An 18639-nucleotide genomic window follows, 5' to 3' on the forward strand; every position below is an offset into this window, starting at 1 on the left:
CCGTCATGCCGGGCAAAAAGCGTGTGGCGATTTTGGTTGAGGAGCAGTACCAGGTCCTGGAGGTCTGGTATCCGCTTCTGCGCCTCCGGGAGGCCGGGATCGAGGTTCACTTGATCGGCAGCGGCACCCGGGAGACCTACCCCAGCAAAGAGGGGTATCCCGCCAAGGTCGACAATTCGATCGAAAAGATCAAAGTCACGGATTATGACGGCGTCATCATCCCCGGCGGCTGGGCCCCGGACTTCCTGCGCCGCCATGAAAAGATCGTAAATTTCGTCAAACGGCTTTATGTGGACGGCCGGCTGGTCGCCTCAATCTGTCACGGCGGCTGGCTGCTCGTTTCCGCCGGCGTTTTGAAGGGCAACAAGGCCACGTGCTTTTCCGCGATCAAGGACGACATGATCGCGGCCGGAGCCAAATATCTCGACCAGGAAGTCGTGGTCGACAAGAACCTCATCACCGCCCGCAAGCCCGACGATCTGCCCAGGTTCATGCAGGAGATCATCACGTTCCTCGAAAAAAACTGACATTTTTTAATCCCTTCCCCTTATGATCAAAGTCAAGCGCGCCCTTATCAGTGTTTCCGACAAGACCGGGATCGTGGAGTTCGCCCGCGGGCTGAAGGCCGCCGGCGTGGAGATCCTGTCCACCGGAGGCACGGCCAAGATGCTGCAAGATTCCGGCGTCCCGGCCCAGGAAGTCTCCGAATACACGAAATTCCCCGAGATCCTCGACGGCCGCGTCAAGACCCTGCACCCTTCGATCCACGGCGGGCTCCTGGCCCTGCGGGACGACCCCTCCCATATGGAGCAGCTCAAAAAGCACCAGATCGGGCTGATCGACATGGTTGTGGTGAACCTGTATCCGTTCGAGCGCGTGAGCCAGAAGGACACCGTGTCCCTGGACGAGGCGCTGGAGAACATCGACATCGGCGGGCCTTCCATGCTGCGCTCCGCGGCGAAAAATTTCAAAAGTGTTGCCGTGGTGTGCAATCCCCAGAGGTATAAAGAGATTTTGAAGGAGCTCGATACCAACAGCGGGCTTTTGTCCGACTCGGTCCTGATGAATCTCGCGGCCGAGGCGTTCCAGATGACGGCCCGGTATGACGGCATCATTTCCGATTTTCTGAACAACCGGCTCAAGGGCCACAGCTTTTCCGGCCTGCCGAAAGAGCTGACCCTGCGGTTCACGAAAGTCCAGGACCTGCGTTACGGGGAGAACCCCCACCAGTCGGCCGCGTTTTACCGGGACAAGGACGAGATCCTGGGGCTGGCCAAGATCCAGCAGCTGCACGGCAAGGAGTTGTCGTTCAACAACCTTCTGGACCTGAACGCCGCGGCCGAGGTCATCAAGGACTTCGAGGAACCGGCGGCCGTGGTCATCAAGCACAACAACCCGACGGGAGTCGCGCAGGACGAGAACCTGGCCAGGGCCTATGAGCTCGCCTGGAAGTGCGACCCTCTTTCGGCGTTCGGCGGCATCATCGGCCTCAACCGCGCCGTCGACGCGGCCACGGCCAAGGCCATCCTCAAGAGCGGGTTCATGGAATGCATCATCGCCCCGGACTATGAGCCCGGAGCCCTCAAGCTTCTGACGGACAAAAAGAACCTCCGTCTGACACAGGTGAAACTCAAAGACCTGCGCCATCAGGGATACGATTACAAACGCGTGACCGGCGGGCTCCTGCTGCAGGCCTGGGACGAGAAGCATTTGCGGCCCGAAGACCTCAAGGTCGCGACCAAAACGAAACCCACCAAGGCCCAGCTGGCCTCCATGATGTTCGGGTGGAAGATGATCAAGCACATCCGCTCGAATGCCATCATCCTCGTCAAGGGCTGCCGGACCGTCGGCATCGGCTGCGGCCAGACCAGCCGCGTGGAAAGCACGGCGATCGCCGTCAAGAAAGCCGGAAAAGACGCGAAAAACTCCGTGCTTATTTCCGACGCATTCCTGCCGAAAGCCGACAACGTCACGGTTGCCGCCAAGGCGGGCGTGCGCGCGATCATCCAGACCGGCGGATCCATCGCCGACCCCGAAGTGATCAAGGAAGCGGACCGCAAAGGCATCGCCATGGTCATGACGGGCGTCAGGCATTTTAAACACTAATAAGCACATGACTTGCGGAGCCGTAGGCGAACGTAAGTCATTCGTGCGAATTAGCCCCGCAGTTTTGATTTGCGCCAGCAAATCATGCGGGGTAATGGTTGAAGCATCCGTGGTCAATCCCAACCATGCCCACCCCTCGCGAAATCAGATCTTACTTCGACACCTTCACCAATTACGAATCCCGGCCCCTCACGGCCTCATCCGCCGATTTTCAACTCAAGCGCGTTGAAGATGTTTTGTCTCATCTGGGCGATCCTCACCGTTCCTTGCGTTGTCTGCACGTGGCCGGCACGAAAGGCAAGGGCTCGACGTGCGCCTTCGCCGCGTCAATCCTCCGGGCCGCCGGATACCGGACGGGGCTGTACACGTCGCCGCACCTGTTCGACCTGCGGGAGAGGATCCGCCTCCTGAAGCCGCAGGCCCGGGAGCCGTCGGGAGACCTGTTCCCGGACTGCATCAGCGAGGAAGAGCTCGCGGACGTGGTCTCGGAGGTCCGGCTCATTTTGGAAAAGTTCCGCCAGCCCGCCGGTTTGACGTATTTTGAAGCGCTGACCGTCGTGGCCCTGCAATATTTCCGGAGGAGCAAAACAGACGCGGTGGTTTTGGAAACCGGCCTGGGCGGGCGGCTGGACGCGACGAATGTCGTTGACGCCGATGTCTGCGGATTGACGCCGGTCAGCCTGGACCATCAGGGATTCTTGGGCGGATCGATCCCGGCCATTGCCGCGGAAAAGGCGGCGATCATCAAGACCCCGCGGCAAAAGGCGGTGATCGCTCCGCAGTCCGACGAAGCCATGGAGGTGATCCTGGGCCGCTGCCGGGAGATCGGGGTGAGCCCCTGGCTGGTGGGACGTGATATCCGTTTTGAGATCCGGGAAAAACTTTTGGGACATCAGTCGCTGGATGTGACAACGCCCCGGGGCGAGTATCGGAACGTTTCGATCCCGCTGGCCGGCCACCATCAGGCCGCCAATGCGGCCATGGCCGTGGGTATGGTAGAATTGTTGGGTGATGCGGGCTTCCGCGTCAGTCCCAAAGCCGTGGAGGAGGGACTCCGGAACGCGGTTTGGCCGGGCCGGTTTGAAGTGGTCCACCGTGATCCTCTGGCGATCGTGGACTGCGCGCACAATCCGGCCTCCGTCCAGGTCCTGGTCAAGACCGTCCTTGAACTGCTGCCGGGACGGCGTCCGGTCCTCATCCTCGGCGTGTCCGCGGACAAGGACATCGCGGGGATGTGCGCGGAATTCCAGAAAATTTCTGATATCGTCATCGCCACGCGCTCCCGTCATCCCCGGGCGCACGCGTTCACCGGGGATGAACTGAAACGATGGTTTCCCGGCAAGACAACGAGCCTTGCCGATGATCCGTCCCAGGCGGCGTCCCTGGCCGTGAGCAAGGCCGGTTCCGGCGGGGTCATTCTGGCGGCCGGTTCGGTGTTCATCGCCGCGGAAATCCGGACGCACTTTTTGAATTTTTGAGAATGAAAGGGTGAGGCATGTATCAACTGAGAAATCCTGACGACACGATCGCCGCGGTCTCCACGCCGATGGGGACCGGCGGGATCGGCATCGTCCGGCTGAGCGGGAGACAGGCGCTGGATGTGGCCGGACGGATCTTTTCCGCCAAGAGCGGGAGGAGCGTCGCCGAATTTAAATCCGCCACCGTTCATTACGGCTGGATCGTGAGGAACAGTGAGATGTCAGATGTCAGAAGCCGGAAGATGGACATCGTTGACGAAGTGCTGTTGACCGTCATGCGCGGGCCCCGCAGTTACACGGCCGAGGACGTGGTGGAGATCAGCTGTCACGGCAGCGCCGTGTCCCTGAAAGCGATCCTGACCCTGGCCCTGGAGAACGGGGCGCGGCTGGCCGAGCCGGGCGAGTTCACTCAAAGGGCATTTTTGAACGGCCGGATCGATCTCACGCAGGCCGAAGCGGTGCTCGACATCATCAACGCCAAGACGGAAACTTTCCTGCGCGTCTCCGCGAACCAGCTCAAAGGGGAGTTGTCCTCCGAGCTGGAAGGCATCCGGGAACGGCTGATGACGGTTTACACGGAACTGGAAGCGGTCCTGAATTTTCCAGAGGACGACATTGATTCCGCCGGGAAAGAGGCCCTGCGGCGCGCGCTGTCCGAGGCCGAGGCCCGGATCGGCAAACTTCTCCAGACATCCGGGCACGGCAAGATCCTGCGCGACGGCATGAAGATCGTTATTTGCGGAAAGCCCAATGTCGGGAAATCGTCCCTGCTCAACGTCCTTTTGAGGGAATCCCGCGCCATTGTCACGCCCATCGCGGGAACGACGCGCGACCCGATCGAGGAATCCGCGCAGATCAAAGGCATTCCCTTGCGGCTCGTTGATACCGCCGGGATCCTGGAGCCGCGGGACATGATCGAGGAAGAGGCCGTCCGCCGCAGCCGTCTGTTGATGAAAAGCGCCGATCTGGTCCTGCTGGTCCTGGACGCCAGCAGAGAGATGACGGCGGAGGACAAGTCCATGATCGACGCGGTCCAGGGGCAGAATGCGGTCGCGGTCTTGAACAAATGCGATCTCGGGCGCAATATCCCGTCGGACGAGCTGGAGAAGACCTTCCCGGGACGCAGGGCCGTGGCCGTTTCCGCGCTGAAGAAGACCGGGATTGAGGACCTGGAGGAGGCCATTGGGAGCGCTGTTTTGCGCGGCGAGCCGGCCGATGCCGGCGGCGTGCTGGTGAGCAATGTCCGGCACATCCAGGCGCTGACCGCGTGCCGGGCGTCGGCGGGCAAGGCCGCGGACCTTCTGCAACAGGGCCTGTCCGCGGAATTTGTTTCGGAGGAGATCAAAACGGCGGTCAACGCGCTGGACAGCATCACGGGGCGCAACGTGGACGCGGATCTGCTGGACAGGATTTTTTCGGATTTTTGTATCGGTAAGTGAAGCGGCGCAAATCGGAATGCGGGAAACGGCCAGGGGGTTACTCCCTTGGCCGTTGTTTTTTCTGCTCTTCCAGGGCGAATTTGTAGACGCGGTAATAGAAATTCATGAATTTTTCCATGAGGGCGTCGTCCCGGACGATCGCGGTGACCTGCGGGTCGTTCAGGAGTTTTTGCAGTTGCCCTTTCTGGACATGCTCCACAAGGGCCTGATTGTCGGCCAGGGCCTGGATTTTCTCGTCCTGGAAGAAGTCCTGGAATTCCTGGGTCGAGGACAGCTCTTCCATTTTTTGGGGATCTTCAAAGACCGCCATGGCCGACAGGTTGTTTTGGATCCATTCTTTCTGCGCGATCACTTTTTTTTCCATCAGCGAAAAGGCGAAAGACCTCTGGACGTCATCCTGGACCTTCTCGATCCCGTAAAGCTTCATGGGCGCCAGGGTCAGGGAGATGACGATCAGGACCGTGATCCCTCCCTCCCAGGCCAGCCCGAACAGGCTTCCCAGCAGACGGCTGTACCAGATGCAATAGTCGCGGTAATTGGGGTCGACCGTGCGCTTGGCCATGCCCAGGAGTATGTGCGCCAGGAGTGTCGCCACCAGGGTCCCGACCGACACAAAGGCGGCGGCCTTGACGATGTTGTGCGTCAGATCGTAAATGAAGACCCCGATGACCGTGCAGATCAGCAGGCACAGCGGCGCCAGGATGGTGCGCAGAAAACCGCGGCGCCAGCCGTTCAGCAGGAAAAAGAGGAAGAGACAGAGAAGGACGATGTCGGTCTTGGTGTACATGGCGGCATTTTATTCTAAAAGTAGTATATCTGAAAGAATTCTTCCGATGAAGTGATTTGCGTTTTTTGTGCCTTCGCCGTTGCCGCGTCCGGGCCGGGGGTCAGGGACGGTTTTCGTTCAGGGTTCGATACAGCTTGCGGCCGTCCAGGATGTAAACCATCTGCTTGGCCCGGTCCTCGTTTTGAAAATGTCCGAGGATCAGGTCCCGGTAGGTGCAGATCTCCTCTTCCTGGTTCCAGTACCGGCTGGCGGCGAACGGGCGGAAGACAGCCGCGGCCCAACTGTCCAGTTGCCCCGTGCGGAGCAGTTCCGTCAATGCGGGGTCTTCCCGGTAGTCCTCCATCGCGCAATTGCTCCAGATCACGTTGCCGCTCACCGGTGGAATGAGAATGTATCCGTCGCGCGCGTCCCGGAGAGAGGTGATCCCTTTGAACCGGATCTTCTCCTTGGAGCGGGGGTTGTTCATCATGTCCGCAACGTTGATATTTCTCGGATGGTTTTGGTAGACGAGGACCTCCTCGATGCCGTTCCGGTCCAGCCAGCGGCGGATTTCCGCCGTGAACATCCGGGAAGGGAGGATGTCGCCGGCAAGCACAACGATGTTAAACAGGGCGTGACAGGCCAGGAGCGCCGCCAATCCTCCGACGGCGGCTTTGGCCCGGACCGGCGCCGGGAGGCGCGTGTCCTTCCGGATCAGGAAAAAAGCGTAGGCGGTCAGAAAAACGATGCCCGGCATCCAGGAGAAATAGTTACGGCCGAATTGGGACACGTGGGCCGCTTCCACCAGGACGGGCGTGGACCAGCAGACGAGGAGGGCCCCCGCGGTGCGGATGTCCCGTATGGCCCGCCGGAGAAGATAAACCGAGGCGAGCAGGAAGGCCGGGAACAAAAACGGCATGATGAGAAGAAAATATTTTATGATCCATCGCCATCCCGCCCCGCGGAAATAATAGTCTCCGGAATCGTAGGGCGGTGGGAGATAATGGCCGATCGCGTTGTGATAGAAATCGAAATGGTTGCCCTGGCTGCTGAGCGCGAGGAAACGGGACGCGGAAGAGAGATAGCGTAAAGGATCCGGCCAGGTGAACAGGGTCAGGACACAGAAAACCCCCGCGCCGATGAGCAAAAGAGCGCGCAGAATATTTTTGGGGGCAGGCCGGGGCCGTTCAGACAGTTTGAACAGAAGCGCGGCAAAATAGGGGAGGTAAATGATCGCGGTCGGCGATGAGAAAAGCATGAATCCGGTTACGACACCGCCGAGCAGGTAGAAGACGGCACGCCCCCGCGCGTTCAAAAAAAAGGCGATGGCGGCCAGGCCGTTGAACAGGACCAGGGGCTGGTGCGCTCCCTGGAGGCTGTACAGGACCGGCCAGAAGGACGCGGCGAACAGCGCCGACGCCGCGAACCCGGACAGAGGATCCAGCAGGCGCGCGGTGATCGTGTAAATAAAGAGGGTGGAACCGAAAACACTCAACAGGAGGAGAAGGACGTTCGGATACAGACTCTCGGTGTCATTGAGAATTCTTTGCATGACGGCAATCCCCAGGACCAGGGCCTCCTTGCCGTGCATGTTCAGGCGGTGGATGGGCGTGTCCGGCAGTTCATGCATCCGGGAAAGAGCGGGGAGCTCGAACAGCCGGGCGGCGGTGGGGACATAGGGCTTATACGAATCCGACGGCCAGAAATTGATCTCGCGCGTCGTCCAGGCCAGCCAAACCAGGATGAGCCCGCCGGCAAGGACAATCGCCGGAAAATATTTTTCTTTTGTTTTCATGCAAAGCCCTTTGCCTCTGTCCTTACAGCCCGGAGGGCTGGCCCGGCCCGAACGGCCGGTCTTCGCGGAGGAACCATTCCTTCTGCAATTTCGCGGCGTCCAGGATAATAACGCGGCCTTTCCGCCGGTCTTCCCCGGATATCCTGCCGAGAATCAGGTCCATGTAGGTGCAGATCTCTTCTTCCTGCGCCCATATCCGGCTGGACGCCAGCGTCGGGAAATCCCCGGCCACAAACCGGCCCAACCGCCCCGAACCGTAAAGCTGTGTCAGATACGGGTCCCTGTAATAATCGTTGTCGCGGCATTCTTTGTAAATGTTCTTCCCCGTGATGGGCGGAATGAGGATCAGTCCGTCCTTGGCTTCCCGGAGGGTGTTGATGTATCGAAAGTTGATTTTGTAAGGCTGCTTGGGATTGTTCAGGAAGGCGATGAAATTGAATTTGAGCGGATGGTACTGGTATGTGTAAACATTGAGCACGTTGTTTTCTTGGAGCCAGCCGTGGATCCGTGTTGTGGCCAGCCGGGACGGGAAGACGTCCGTCAGGAAGATGTACGCATTATGGGCGATGTGGCCGGCGAGGACAAGGACGGCGATCCCGGCCAGCGCGGCCCGGAGCCGTTTCCCGCCCGGCGGAAGACGGCGCCGGATATCATCCGCGGCGAGGCAGACAAGCCCGATGATGCCGAACAGCCAGGAAAAGTAGTTGCGCCCGAACTGCGCGACGTGGCTTGTCTCCACCGCGATCGGCGTGGACAGGCTGAACAGGATGATGAGGAGCCAGAGTTTCCGGTTCACGCCCCTTCTGAAAAAATAGAAGACCGCCAGCACGTAGGCGCCGAATAAAACCGGCATGATCAGAAAGAAATATTTCAGGACCCAGGGCCAGCCCGCCCCTCGGAAGTAGGGAGGGATCGGGCTGTACTGGTAGACGTAATTGTGGTAGATCGCGAAGTTGTTGCCGTACTGGCTGAAACGGACATAGGCGATGAATTCCCTCAAGCTGTGCGCCGGGTCGGGCAGGGTGAAGAGCAGGACCACGGCCAGCACGCCCGGCAGGACGAAAAGCATCCGGAGGGCCGCTTCCTTCCCGCGTTCCCCGGCGGGGATCTCCGCGTCATAAAAAACCGCGCGGACGAAAAGGGCGGCCCAATACGGGACATAAAGGAAAGAGGTCGGGGAGGAAAAGACCATGAACCCGAAGAAGAGCCCGGACAGCAGATGGAAGATCCTCGACCGGCGGCTTGCCAGGATAAAATACGCCGAGCCCAGGAAGGCCGCGAAGACCAGCGGCTGGTGCGCGCCCTGCAGGCAGTACATATAGGGCCAGAATGTTCCGGTGAAAAGGGCGAACGCCAGCACGCCGGCGAACGGCCCGGCCAGTTTTCGGAAAATGCCGTACAGGAACAGGGACGAGGCGGCCACGGACATCAAAAGCAGGAGGACGTTCGGATAAAGGCTGTCGATGTCCCGGAGCAGCCGTTGGAGGACCGCGATGCCGAGGATCAGCGTTTCTTTGGCGTGCATGGTGATCCAGAGCGCCTGGTTGATGGGGATGCTGTGGATCTCGGAAAAATAGCGGGTCTCGAACAGGTGGCTGGCGGCCGGGATGTAGGGGATGAACGAATCGGACGGCCAGTAATTGATGTAAAACGTCTGATAGGCGAGGATCAGGAAAATGGCCAGTGTCGTGGCAAGGACGAAGAGGAAGGTAAGCCGCGGTTCTGTCGGGGAAGGCCGGGCCATCGGTTATCGGTGGTGGTCTGGGTTCAGCGAGTCTTCTCCGTGGCGCTCTTGGAGGCCTTGGAGCCGGAGATCGTGGTTCCGGATTTCCCGGTTGTCTGAGATTTGGACGAGGACGAGGCGGCCTTGAAGATCAGAAAAGGAATGTAAAAAACGCCGAAGCAGAAGATGATCAGGAACGGTGTGACCAGGAGGATCTTGGCGTAAACCGGCAGGCGGAACTTCGGTTGCTGGGCCTGCTTGCGCTGCATGGCCAGATATTCTTTGTAATCGACCTTTTGAGCGCCTTTGGCCTTGTATTTATCTGTTAAATCAACTTTTTTTTCATACACCATGGGTTCTCGGCTTTCCGCGGATGATTGTCCCGAAAAAAGTATATCACTTACGATAGGGAATTCAAGAGAGAATAAGGGAGACTTTGCCCTGGAGGCGGACAAGTCCGGGCCCGCTCCTCGGATGAGGACTTCGGGCGCGGAATTGTTCTTGATTTCAGAGGGGCGCCGTAATAGAATACAGTTAAGCCACGGAGGAAGGGGATCCCCCATGCAGGTTGAACAAGATAAACGGACGTTTGATCGATTTTCCGCGAGATTTCCTCTCAAGTATAAACACTCCCGCAATGAATTTGGAACGGACGTTTTCCTCCGGGACGCGTCGGCCGAAGGCCTGAAGGTCGCCACCAAAGAGCGGCTTTTTCTCCACGACAGCGTTTCTCTGGAAGTGAAGCTGCCGGACAGTTTCAACCCCATGACCCTCAACGGCCAGGTGGTCTGGGTCAAGAGCAAGTCCCCCGATCTCTGGGAAGCCGGACTCCGGTTTCACAAGATCAATCTCATGGAAATGCAGAGGATCTTCAAGCTAGTTGCGCAGGACTGAACCGCGGGCCTAAGCCTGCGGTTTAGTCCCGCTTATTGATTACCCCTGCCGCGTTTCCCGCCGTTTTCCTGATTATTTTAAAATTTATTTAATAGGCATTTTTATTTCTTTATAAGAAAAATTATTATGAAGAGATGTCCGGCACCGGACCGCCTCAAACAGGGCGGGGGCCCCATAAAAATCTTGACCGGTGTTTTTCTGTATGTTACACTCCCCCTAATTTCCTTGAAGCCCACGAGATCGTTTTTTTTGAGTTGAAGCAAAACATTTTGGGAGGGCGGCGTTTACGGACCTTCCCGCGGGTTGGGATTTTTGAAAATACGGGGAACGGCGCGGTCAACGGCCTTTTCCCGATTCAACAAAAGAATCTCCTGCCATGAGCAAAAACCGGATTTTTGCCGTTCCCCTTCTCGCCGTCCTGATCTTTCACGGTTGTTCCCAACCCCCCGCACAAAAAAATACCCCTCTCGTCATCTGGCACTGGATGACGGACCGCCACCAGGCCTTTGAAACCCTCGCCAGGAAGTACGAGGAGCAGACCGGGGTCAAGGTCCTTTTTGAGCTCTACGCCCCCTCGGACATTTATTCCCAGAAGGTCATCGTCGCGGCCCAGGCCCGGGTCCTTCCGGACATTTTCGGGGTCCTCGACAAAAAGTCGGTGTTCGCGTCCTTTATTGAGAACGGATTTGTGGCCGATCTGACAGATGAATTCGCCAAAGACTCGGGCGCGTGGGAAAAAGTGATTTTCCCCAAGGCGCTCGCGGTCAACCGTTTCAACGACGGCAATGTTTACCGGATCAAACCCGGGATCTACGGCGTCCCGATCGACGTCACGAATATCCAGATGCTGTACAACAAGAAACTCCTTCAGAAGGCCGGGATCGCGGACCCGCCGGCCACGTTCGAGGACTTCATCGAGGCCGCCGCCGCGCTCAAACGCGTCGGGGTGGGCGGGCTCGTCTCCGGATGGGGAGAGCTGTGGATGGTCGAGTGCTTCGCCTCGAATTACGCGTTCAACATCATGGGCGAGGACAAAGTCCTGGCCACGTACCGCGGGGAGGTCCCGTACACCGATCCGGAATGGATCCGGGTTTTTGAGATCTTTCAGACGCTGAGCCAGAGCGGCGCGCTGGCCGAGGGGATCGTGACCAAGACCAACAAATACGCCGAGCAGGATTTCGCCCTTGAGCGCGCGGCGTTCGCCTTCAACGGCTCCTGGTGCGTGAACGTTTACAAGGACATGAACCCCGACCTGGAATACGGGGTCATGTTGCCTCCGGCGGCGGGCTCGGCATATCCGATGAGGATCTGGGGCGGGGCCGGCTCCTCGTTTGTCGTCAACGATATGTCCGGGAACAAGGAGAAGGCCGTCGCCTTCCTGCGCTGGATCACGGCCAAGGAGCAGCAGACCTTTCTCGCGGAGGAGACCAAGAACCTCCCGTCCAACAAGGAATCGCTGGCGTCCATCCCGAAGATCCTCTCCGAATTCGCGGCCACCATGGACTTCACCACCCACCGGGCGCTGTGGGAAAACAACGAGGACCCGGTCGTACTCGAGGCCTTCAACAAGGGCGTGCAGTCCATCGTCATCGGCGAGAAGACCCCCCGGCAGGTGGCCGAGGACGTGCAGAAGATGAAGGCCCGCCAGATGGAAAAATTGAGAAACAAGCGTTAAGGCCCCATGCCCAAACCGTACCCCTCATCAATCTGCGGACCGCGCGTTCTTGAAAAATTCGAGAACTTCCTGTTCATCGTGCCGGCGGTCGCCATTTTCGCCGTTTTTTATATCTATCCGTTTTTCGACATTTTTCATCTGTCCCTTCAAGAATGGAACGGGATCAGCCTTCATCGCGATTTCGTCGGCCTGATGAATTTCCGGGATCTCCTGGACGACAAGTCCTGGTGGAATTCGATCGGCAACGCGGCGTTCATCACGCTGATCGCCCTGACCTTCCAGAACGCCGCGGCCTTTGGGCTGGCGCTCGCTTGCGACCGGGACATCAAGATGAAGCAGTTTTACCGTGTGGTCTTTTTCATCCCGCCGGTCCTCTCCGAGGTCGTCGTCGGTTTGATCTGGCAGTGGATCCTGTACGCCGGAGCGCAGGACGGCCAGCAGATCGGGCTGTTGAATTATACGCTCGTGAAAACAGGCCTTCCGCATCTGGTCAATGACTGGCTGTCCGATCCCGGGACGGCCCTGACCTGTATCGCCGTCGTGCATTCGTGGAAAGGGTTCGGCTGGGGCTTCGTCATGCTTTTGGCGGGGTTGCAGATGATCGATAAAGAGCTTTATGAAGCGGCGCGCGTGGACGGCGCCGGACCCTGGGGCGTGTTCTGGAACGTGACCGTTCCCAACATGCTGCCGATGATCGTTGTCGTCATGATCCTGACGATCCTGGGGTCCATGCAGGTGTTCGTCCTCATTTTGTCCATGGCCGGGCAGGGGCTGGTGGATTACACCTCGGTGCCGGTCACGCGGATCCTGGAGTCGATGACATCGACCAACCGGTTCGGCTACGCCTGCGCCCAGGGCGTCGTGTTCGGCCTGATCCTGGTATCGGTTTCCTTCGCGCTTAAGAAATTGTCAGACCGGATGAAAGTTTAATGAGCGCATCATTTACGGAGCCCAGAGGGCGACGTAAATGATTTGCGCGAATTAACCCCTGCTGCTTCGCAAAGCGAAGCAGCAGGGGTCATGAGTCCCATTGGAGCCGTAGGCGAACGCAAGTTTGTCGGGCGCCTGCCTGCCGGCAGGCAGGAATTAACCCCGCAGGTTCCCGCCGAAGGCGGGATGCGGGGTCTTCAGGGATGACAGCAGAGGCAAGTTTTTCAAGGAGTTCTTCATGATGAGCCAAGACCGCGTCCTCCGTATCGGAAAATCAGCGGCGATCCACGCCTTTTTGCTGCTGTTCGCCCTGATCTGCCTTTTTCCGCTCTTCTGGATGCTGCGTTCGTCCCTGATGACCAATGAAACCATCTTCAGCGACAAATCGCTCATCCCGGCGGAATTGAATTTTCACAATTACACCACGGCCTGGACCGAGGGCCATTTCGGGGTTTATTTCATCAACAGCCTGGTCTACACGGGCGCGGTCGTGTTCGGGATCGTGATCATCGCGTCTTTGGCCGCGTTCGCCTTTTCACGGCTGCGTTTTCCCGGCCGGGACATTTTTTTCTACATGTTCGTCGCCGCCATGATGATCCCTCTGCCCGGAAGTTTCGTCCCTTTGTACGTCCTGATGAACAAACTGCACCTGATCAACACCCGCATCGGGTATATCCTGTGCATGATCAACGTCGGGCTGTCGCTGAGCATCCTGCTGTTGAAAACGTTTTTCGACAAAATGCCTTCGGACCTGGAAGACGCGGCCCGCATTGACGGATGTTCCAAGCTGGGGATCTGGTGGCATGTGGCCCTGCCCCTGGCACGGCCGGCGATCGCGGTGGTCGTGATCTTCAATTCTTTGATCGTCTGGAACGAATACATCCTGGCCACGCTCCTTTTGAATGACAGGGGCCTGATGCCTCTGCAGAGGGGGCTCATGGTCTTCCAGGGATCGCACAGCGTGGATTATCCTCTGCTCATGGCGGGGTTGACCATTGCCGCCGTGCCGATCATCCTGATCTGCCTCCTGATGCAAAAGCACATTGTCAGAGGTTTTCGCCAGGGGCTGTTGTAGCCGGCGGAGCGGAAATGAAGCGCCTTTAACGTTTATTCATTCATAAGGAGCCTTTTCAAAATGTCCCAGCCTTATCCTCTCAGCAAATCGCTTGTTCTCTTTTTCATCCTCGCCGTCGTCGCCGGCGCGTCCCCGCGGGTGTTTTCACAGCCGGCCGGGAACGCGGAAATTCCCGAAGCCGTTCTCCCGGAGGTCAACGGCGTTGTCGCGGACAATCCGCCCTCCCCGGAGCCCGTCCCGCCCGCCGGCAAATCCCCGGCGGAGTATCTCCGCCAGGCCTGGAAACTGTCCGGCCAGACCAAATGGGACGACCTTGTCTCCCTGGTGGATGAATGCCTCGGCCTCTACGATCAAAAGGCGCGCGAACAGCAGGCGTCGCTGGCGGGTTTTCCTTCACGAGGCAGGGAAGCCGATTACCAGGTCCTCAACGACGTCGGCACGATCCTTTTCGTCAAGGCGGAGTTCGTCATGAACCAGGGGCGCAAGGACGAGGCCATCGCGCTGTTTGAGGACATCATCAGGAATTATCAGTATGCCCAGGCGTGGGACCCGTCGCGCGGCGCGTTCTGGTCCGTGGCGGAGAAAAGCCAGGCGAGCATCGACGTCATGCTGGGGAAGGTCAAGGATGAGCCGGATACCATCGAGAAAAGGATCCGGACCCTGCCGAGCCTGCACGCCAAAGGGACCGCGAGCATCATCGACTACACCAAGTACGGCGAGTTCATCGGCGTGGGCACGGAGAATTATTCCTACAAGGTCAACGACCCGGCCGCCCTGTCCAAGGCCGTGGGCGAGGGGATCTATCCCAACACCGGCGCGATCCTCAAGAACCCCGGTTATAAAAAAGCCAAGGCCGAGGGCCGCCTGGAGGGGAGTCACTGGGATTACGTTCACAGCGACGACCTGGAGGCCGCCTATTACAAATGGGCCATGGCCAGCGAGCCGTGGGGGATCAAGCTGTTCTATCTCGGTATGATCTTTGAAAAAGCCAAGATGTACAGTGAGGCCCTGAAGTCGTATCACGCGATCGTCGTGCATTTCCCGAAAACGGTGGGCTGGACCTACTGGCAGACCCCGTGGTATCCGGGCCAGGCCGCCATCGCCAAGATCAAGCACCTCGTCCGCTCCCATCCCGAATTGAACCTCAAGGTGAAGTGGATGAAGATGGAAGTGAAGAACGGGTTCGACAACGACATCACCAACGACCGGATCATCACCTACCCCGGCGTCGTCCAGAAGAACACCTTTTGGGATTCTTTTCGCGAAAAATTGAACCTGGATTCGCCGTACGTGCCGTTGCGGAAGATCGTCAAGACCGTGGGCAGCGGCAAGGTGAAGCTCGTTCAGTACGACAACGGCCATTGGCAGATGATGGTGGACGGCAAGCCGTTCCTGCTCAAAGGCGTGACCTATCATCCCACCAAGATCGGGCAGAGCCCGGACAAGGGAACGCTCAAGCCCTGGATGAAAGAGGACAGCAACAATAACGGCAAACCCGACGGGCCGTACGATGTCTGGGTGGACAAGAACCGCAACAACAAACAGGACGCGGACGAGCCGGTGGTGGGCGATTTTCAGCTCTTGAAGGACATGGGCGCCAACGCGATCCGCGAGTATCACCAGCCCGTCGAGCCGGATAAAGAGGTCATGCGCAGGATGCATGAACAGTACGGCCTGTATCTCATCCTCGGCGATTTTCTCGGGAAGTACGCCCTCGGCTCCGGGGCCGACTGGGACGAAGGCACGGATTACGAGAATCCGGTCCACCAGAAGAACATGATGGAATCCGTGCGCAAGATGGTGCTGGCGTACAAGGACGAGCCGTACATCCTCATGTGGGTCCTGGGCAACGAGAACAATTACGGGGTCGCTTCCAACGCCGACAAGAAACCGGAGGCGTATTTCAAGTTTGCCAACGAGGTCGCCAAAATGATCAAGGCGCTCGATCCCAACCACCCGGTGGCCTTCTGCAACGGCGACACGCTTTACCTCGACATTTTTGCGAAGCACGCGCCCGACGTCGACATTTTCGGGGCTAACGTCTACCGCGGGGATTACGGGTTCGGTTCGTTCTGGGAGCAGGTGTTTGACGCCACGGGCAAGCCCGCCTTTATCACCGAGTACGGGGCCCCGGCCTACGCGCGGCATCTTACGCTCGACGAGGGCGAGGCGGCCCAGGCCAACTATCACATGGGCAACTGGATGGACATCGAAGCCAATACGGCCGGCCGCAGGGAAGGGACGGGAAACGCCCTGGGCGGGGTCCTGTTCGAATGGGTCGACGAGTGGTGGAAAAACTACGAGCCGTTCTATCATGATAAGAAATCCGACGCGATCGGCCCGTTCCCGGGAGGATATTATTTTGAGGAATGGTTCGGCATCACGGGCCAGGGCGACGGGCAGAGCAGCCCGTTCCTCCGTCATTTGCGCAAGGCCTATTTCACCTACAAGCAGATGTGGAGCAAGCCCTACCCGCCAAAGAGCCCCGGGAAGGCGGCGTCCCGCGTGTTTTTGTTGATCGCGGCGGTCCTGATCGGGTTCGGCATCGCCGCCTTGCGCAAAAGCCGTACCAGGTAACTGTTGGCAAATAAAAAAGAAATGTGCTAAACTTGGTGAGTCTTTGGGGGGGGGGAAGCGTTTTCCAGCTTAATGGTCCGGGATTTCACCGGAGTCATCCATAAATATGATCATCAGCAACCGTTGTCAAACCAGAGGAGGATCAGTCATGAACGTAGTAAAGGGAGTTTTGGTTTTTGCCCTGTTGTCGGGGGGGCTCACCCTGTCGGCCGGACCGGCCGCCGCGGCGTACAATTACGGGGATTACCGTTCGGTCACGCTCGTCGGCAAGGCCTGGAAGGCGCTTGAGGAAAACGACCTCGACGCCGTTTTGGCTTACACCAATAAATGCCTGGAGCTTTATGAAGGTCAGGCCAAGAAGATGCAGGCCAGCATGACGGACTACGTCGAGGGCACAAACGACAAGATTTTCGCCATGTGGGCGCTCAACGACGTGGCCACCGCCCTTTTTATCCAGGGCGAGGCGTACCGCAAGGCCGGGAAAACAGACGAGGCCAAGGCCGCCTACAACCGCGTTGTCAAGGAATTCACGTTCGGCCAGTGCTATGACGTCGGGGGGTGGTTCTGGAAGCCGGCCGAGGCCGCAAAGGAAAAGATCTCCATGATCGAGTCCGGCTCCACGCTGGACTTCGGTGATTACAAGTCCTCCACGCTCGCGACCAAGGCCTGGGAAGCCCTGAAGAACCAGGACCTGGCCGGGGTCGAGGCCTATTGCAACAAATGCATCGAGCTTTATGCCGACAAGGCCAAAGAGATGCAGAGCTCCTTGAGCGAGTATCCCTGGGAATCCAAGGAGACCATTTTCTCCTATTGGGCCCTGAACGACGTGGGCGCCTGCCTCTTCATCAAAGGCGAGGCCTACAAGAACGCCGGCAAGAACGACGAAGCCAAGAAGGCGTATAAGGAATTGGTGGACGGCTATTTTTATTCCCAGTGCTGGGACCCCGGTCCTGATCCCGCAAACGCACCCGGCTGGTTCTGGAAACCCGCCGAGGCGGCCCAGATGAAGCTGGATGAGTTGGCCGAGAATTAATCCCGCTTCGCGGGCTTTCGCTCCGGCGAAAGCCCAGGGAGAGAACCTAAGGCCGTCGAGCCGTGGGGCTTCAGCCGGCTGTTCTGCTAACGGTTTTCACGGACGTCCCCAATGTCCCCGAACGGATGCTGGGGACGTCCTTATTCCATTGATCCGCAAGGATTTTTTAACCAAGTAAAAAAGGATGCTTGAAGTGAAAAGATTGATTCTGTCCATTGCTGTTCCTCTAACGATCCTGGCCGCGGCCGGGTGCGGGAAGCCCCAGCCGGATCAAATGTCCTCCGGAGACGCCGTGACCGCGTCTGTAGCGGCCTCGGAGACAGGGACCACGGAGAAAAAGTTCCAGCCGTTCGTGATTTATAAAAACAAAGGGACCCGTGATAACCATTTTGTCCCATCGGGTTTCATGCCTAACGGAAAATGCATGACGTTTGAGGACACCTGGAAAGAGAACTGCCATGACGGGTCTTCCTGCATCAAGATCGTGTATGACGTGGCCTGCTCCCGAGAAGACCAGAAATGGGTGGGGATCTACTGGCTGAACCCGGCCAACAATTGGGGCAGCCGCAAGGGCGGGTTTGACCTGACCGGCGCCGAACGGCTGACCTTCTGGGCCCGGGGGGAAAAAGGCGGGGAGCGGATCGAGGAATTCAAGATGGGCGGCATCACCGGGGATTATCCGGACACCGACACCGCCGTCATCGGCCCGGTGATCCTCACCAACGAATGGCAGCAGTACACCATTGACCTGCGGGGCAAGGACCTGACCTACGTGAGCGGCGGTTTCGGCTGGTCCACCAACGTGGATGTCAATCCCGAGAATTGCGTGTTCTATTTGGACGAAATCCAGTACGAATAAAAGCCGTTTCACGGCCGGGCCTTTCTTTCAAAAACCCCGCGGAAAACCGCGGGGTTTTTGTTTGTCTTCCCCCTTTCCGGGACGGCCCGCCGGAAGATCCGCCATTTCTTACCCATTCTCCCCCAAAGTGATCCGAAGCCCTTTCTGCCGCGCAAAACGCCGCGCAGACGCAGAAATAAATTCTTTTTTACTTGTATTGGATATTATCCTTTGTTATATTCATAATTATAAAATCACCGTTTGAATATTTTTATTTTCGGAATAACGTGACGAAACGATGAAAGAGAGA

Annotated in this window: 15 protein-coding genes; 11 read left to right on the forward strand and 4 right to left on the reverse strand. The window is 58.3% G+C overall.

Going from position 1 to position 18639, the window contains the following annotated elements; genetic code table 11:
- The first annotated feature begins 5 nt into the window (after positions 1-5).
- The 4 genes from Q8Q08_06470 to mnmE all read left to right on the forward strand — a co-directional run bounded on the left by Q8Q08_06470 (position 6) and on the right by mnmE (position 5023).
- Positions 6-527: a type 1 glutamine amidotransferase domain-containing protein gene (locus tag Q8Q08_06470; GenBank protein MDP2653659.1), complete on the forward strand. Its 522-nt coding sequence runs from the start codon at positions 6-8 to the stop codon at positions 525-527.
- A gap of 22 nt (positions 528-549) precedes the next feature.
- Positions 550-2106 (forward strand): bifunctional phosphoribosylaminoimidazolecarboxamide formyltransferase/IMP cyclohydrolase, encoded by a 1557-nt coding sequence (gene purH / locus Q8Q08_06475; GenBank protein MDP2653660.1) that lies wholly within the window; start codon positions 550-552, stop codon positions 2104-2106.
- 125 nt (positions 2107-2231) lie between these two features.
- Positions 2232-3584, forward strand: coding sequence for a folylpolyglutamate synthase/dihydrofolate synthase family protein (locus Q8Q08_06480; protein MDP2653661.1), 1353 nt, complete (start codon positions 2232-2234; stop codon positions 3582-3584).
- 17 nt (positions 3585-3601) lie between these two features.
- The gene (mnmE, locus tag Q8Q08_06485) at positions 3602-5023 is read left to right on the forward strand and encodes a tRNA uridine-5-carboxymethylaminomethyl(34) synthesis GTPase MnmE (GenBank protein ID MDP2653662.1); all 1422 of its coding nucleotides are present in this window, start codon (positions 3602-3604) and stop codon (positions 5021-5023) included.
- Positions 5024-5060: 37 nt separating this feature from the next.
- Here the strand turns inward: mnmE and Q8Q08_06490 are convergent, their stop codons facing one another.
- The 4 genes from Q8Q08_06490 to Q8Q08_06505 all read right to left on the reverse strand — a co-directional run bounded on the left by Q8Q08_06490 (position 5061) and on the right by Q8Q08_06505 (position 9660).
- Positions 5061-5810: a CvpA family protein gene (locus Q8Q08_06490; GenBank protein MDP2653663.1), complete on the reverse strand. Its 750-nt coding sequence runs from the start codon at positions 5808-5810 to the stop codon at positions 5061-5063.
- A gap of 100 nt (positions 5811-5910) precedes the next feature.
- The gene (locus Q8Q08_06495) at positions 5911-7584 is read right to left on the reverse strand and encodes a hypothetical protein (GenBank protein MDP2653664.1); all 1674 of its coding nucleotides are present in this window, start codon (positions 7582-7584) and stop codon (positions 5911-5913) included.
- Between the two features lie 22 nt (positions 7585-7606).
- On the reverse strand, positions 7607-9328 hold the full coding sequence (locus Q8Q08_06500) for a hypothetical protein (GenBank protein MDP2653665.1): 1722 nt from the start codon (positions 9326-9328) through the stop codon (positions 7607-7609).
- Between the two features lie 23 nt (positions 9329-9351).
- Positions 9352-9660 carry a hypothetical protein gene (locus tag Q8Q08_06505; protein MDP2653666.1) on the reverse strand — a complete coding sequence of 103 codons (309 nt, stop codon included), beginning with the start codon at positions 9658-9660 and terminating at the stop codon, positions 9352-9354.
- 208 nt (positions 9661-9868) lie between these two features.
- Here Q8Q08_06505 and Q8Q08_06510 point away from each other — a divergent pair, with 208 nt between their 5' ends.
- From Q8Q08_06510 to Q8Q08_06540, 7 genes are all read left to right on the forward strand, one after another.
- Complete coding sequence (locus Q8Q08_06510) at positions 9869-10201, forward strand: PilZ domain-containing protein (GenBank protein MDP2653667.1); 333 nt, start codon at positions 9869-9871, stop codon at positions 10199-10201.
- Between the two features lie 376 nt (positions 10202-10577).
- Positions 10578-11876 (forward strand): extracellular solute-binding protein, encoded by a 1299-nt coding sequence (locus Q8Q08_06515; GenBank protein ID MDP2653668.1) that lies wholly within the window; start codon positions 10578-10580, stop codon positions 11874-11876.
- Positions 11877-11882: 6 nt separating this feature from the next.
- On the forward strand, positions 11883-12806 hold the full coding sequence (locus Q8Q08_06520; GenBank protein MDP2653669.1) for a sugar ABC transporter permease: 924 nt from the start codon (positions 11883-11885) through the stop codon (positions 12804-12806).
- A 238-nt stretch (positions 12807-13044) separates the two neighbouring features.
- The gene (locus Q8Q08_06525; protein ID MDP2653670.1) at positions 13045-13881 is read left to right on the forward strand and encodes a carbohydrate ABC transporter permease; all 837 of its coding nucleotides are present in this window, start codon (positions 13045-13047) and stop codon (positions 13879-13881) included.
- 60 nt (positions 13882-13941) lie between these two features.
- Positions 13942-16458, forward strand: coding sequence for a glycoside hydrolase family 2 TIM barrel-domain containing protein (locus tag Q8Q08_06530; protein MDP2653671.1), 2517 nt, complete (start codon positions 13942-13944; stop codon positions 16456-16458).
- Between the two features lie 148 nt (positions 16459-16606).
- Positions 16607-17491 carry a tetratricopeptide repeat protein gene (locus tag Q8Q08_06535; protein MDP2653672.1) on the forward strand — a complete coding sequence of 295 codons (885 nt, stop codon included), beginning with the start codon at positions 16607-16609 and terminating at the stop codon, positions 17489-17491.
- Positions 17492-17684: 193 nt separating this feature from the next.
- Positions 17685-18350 carry a hypothetical protein gene (locus Q8Q08_06540; protein MDP2653673.1) on the forward strand — a complete coding sequence of 222 codons (666 nt, stop codon included), beginning with the start codon at positions 17685-17687 and terminating at the stop codon, positions 18348-18350.
- Positions 18351-18639 lie beyond the last annotated feature (289 nt).

The organism is Candidatus Omnitrophota bacterium, assembly GCA_030688425.1.
GTDB lineage: Bacteria > Omnitrophota > Gorgyraeia > Zapsychrales > JANLHA01 > JAUYIB01.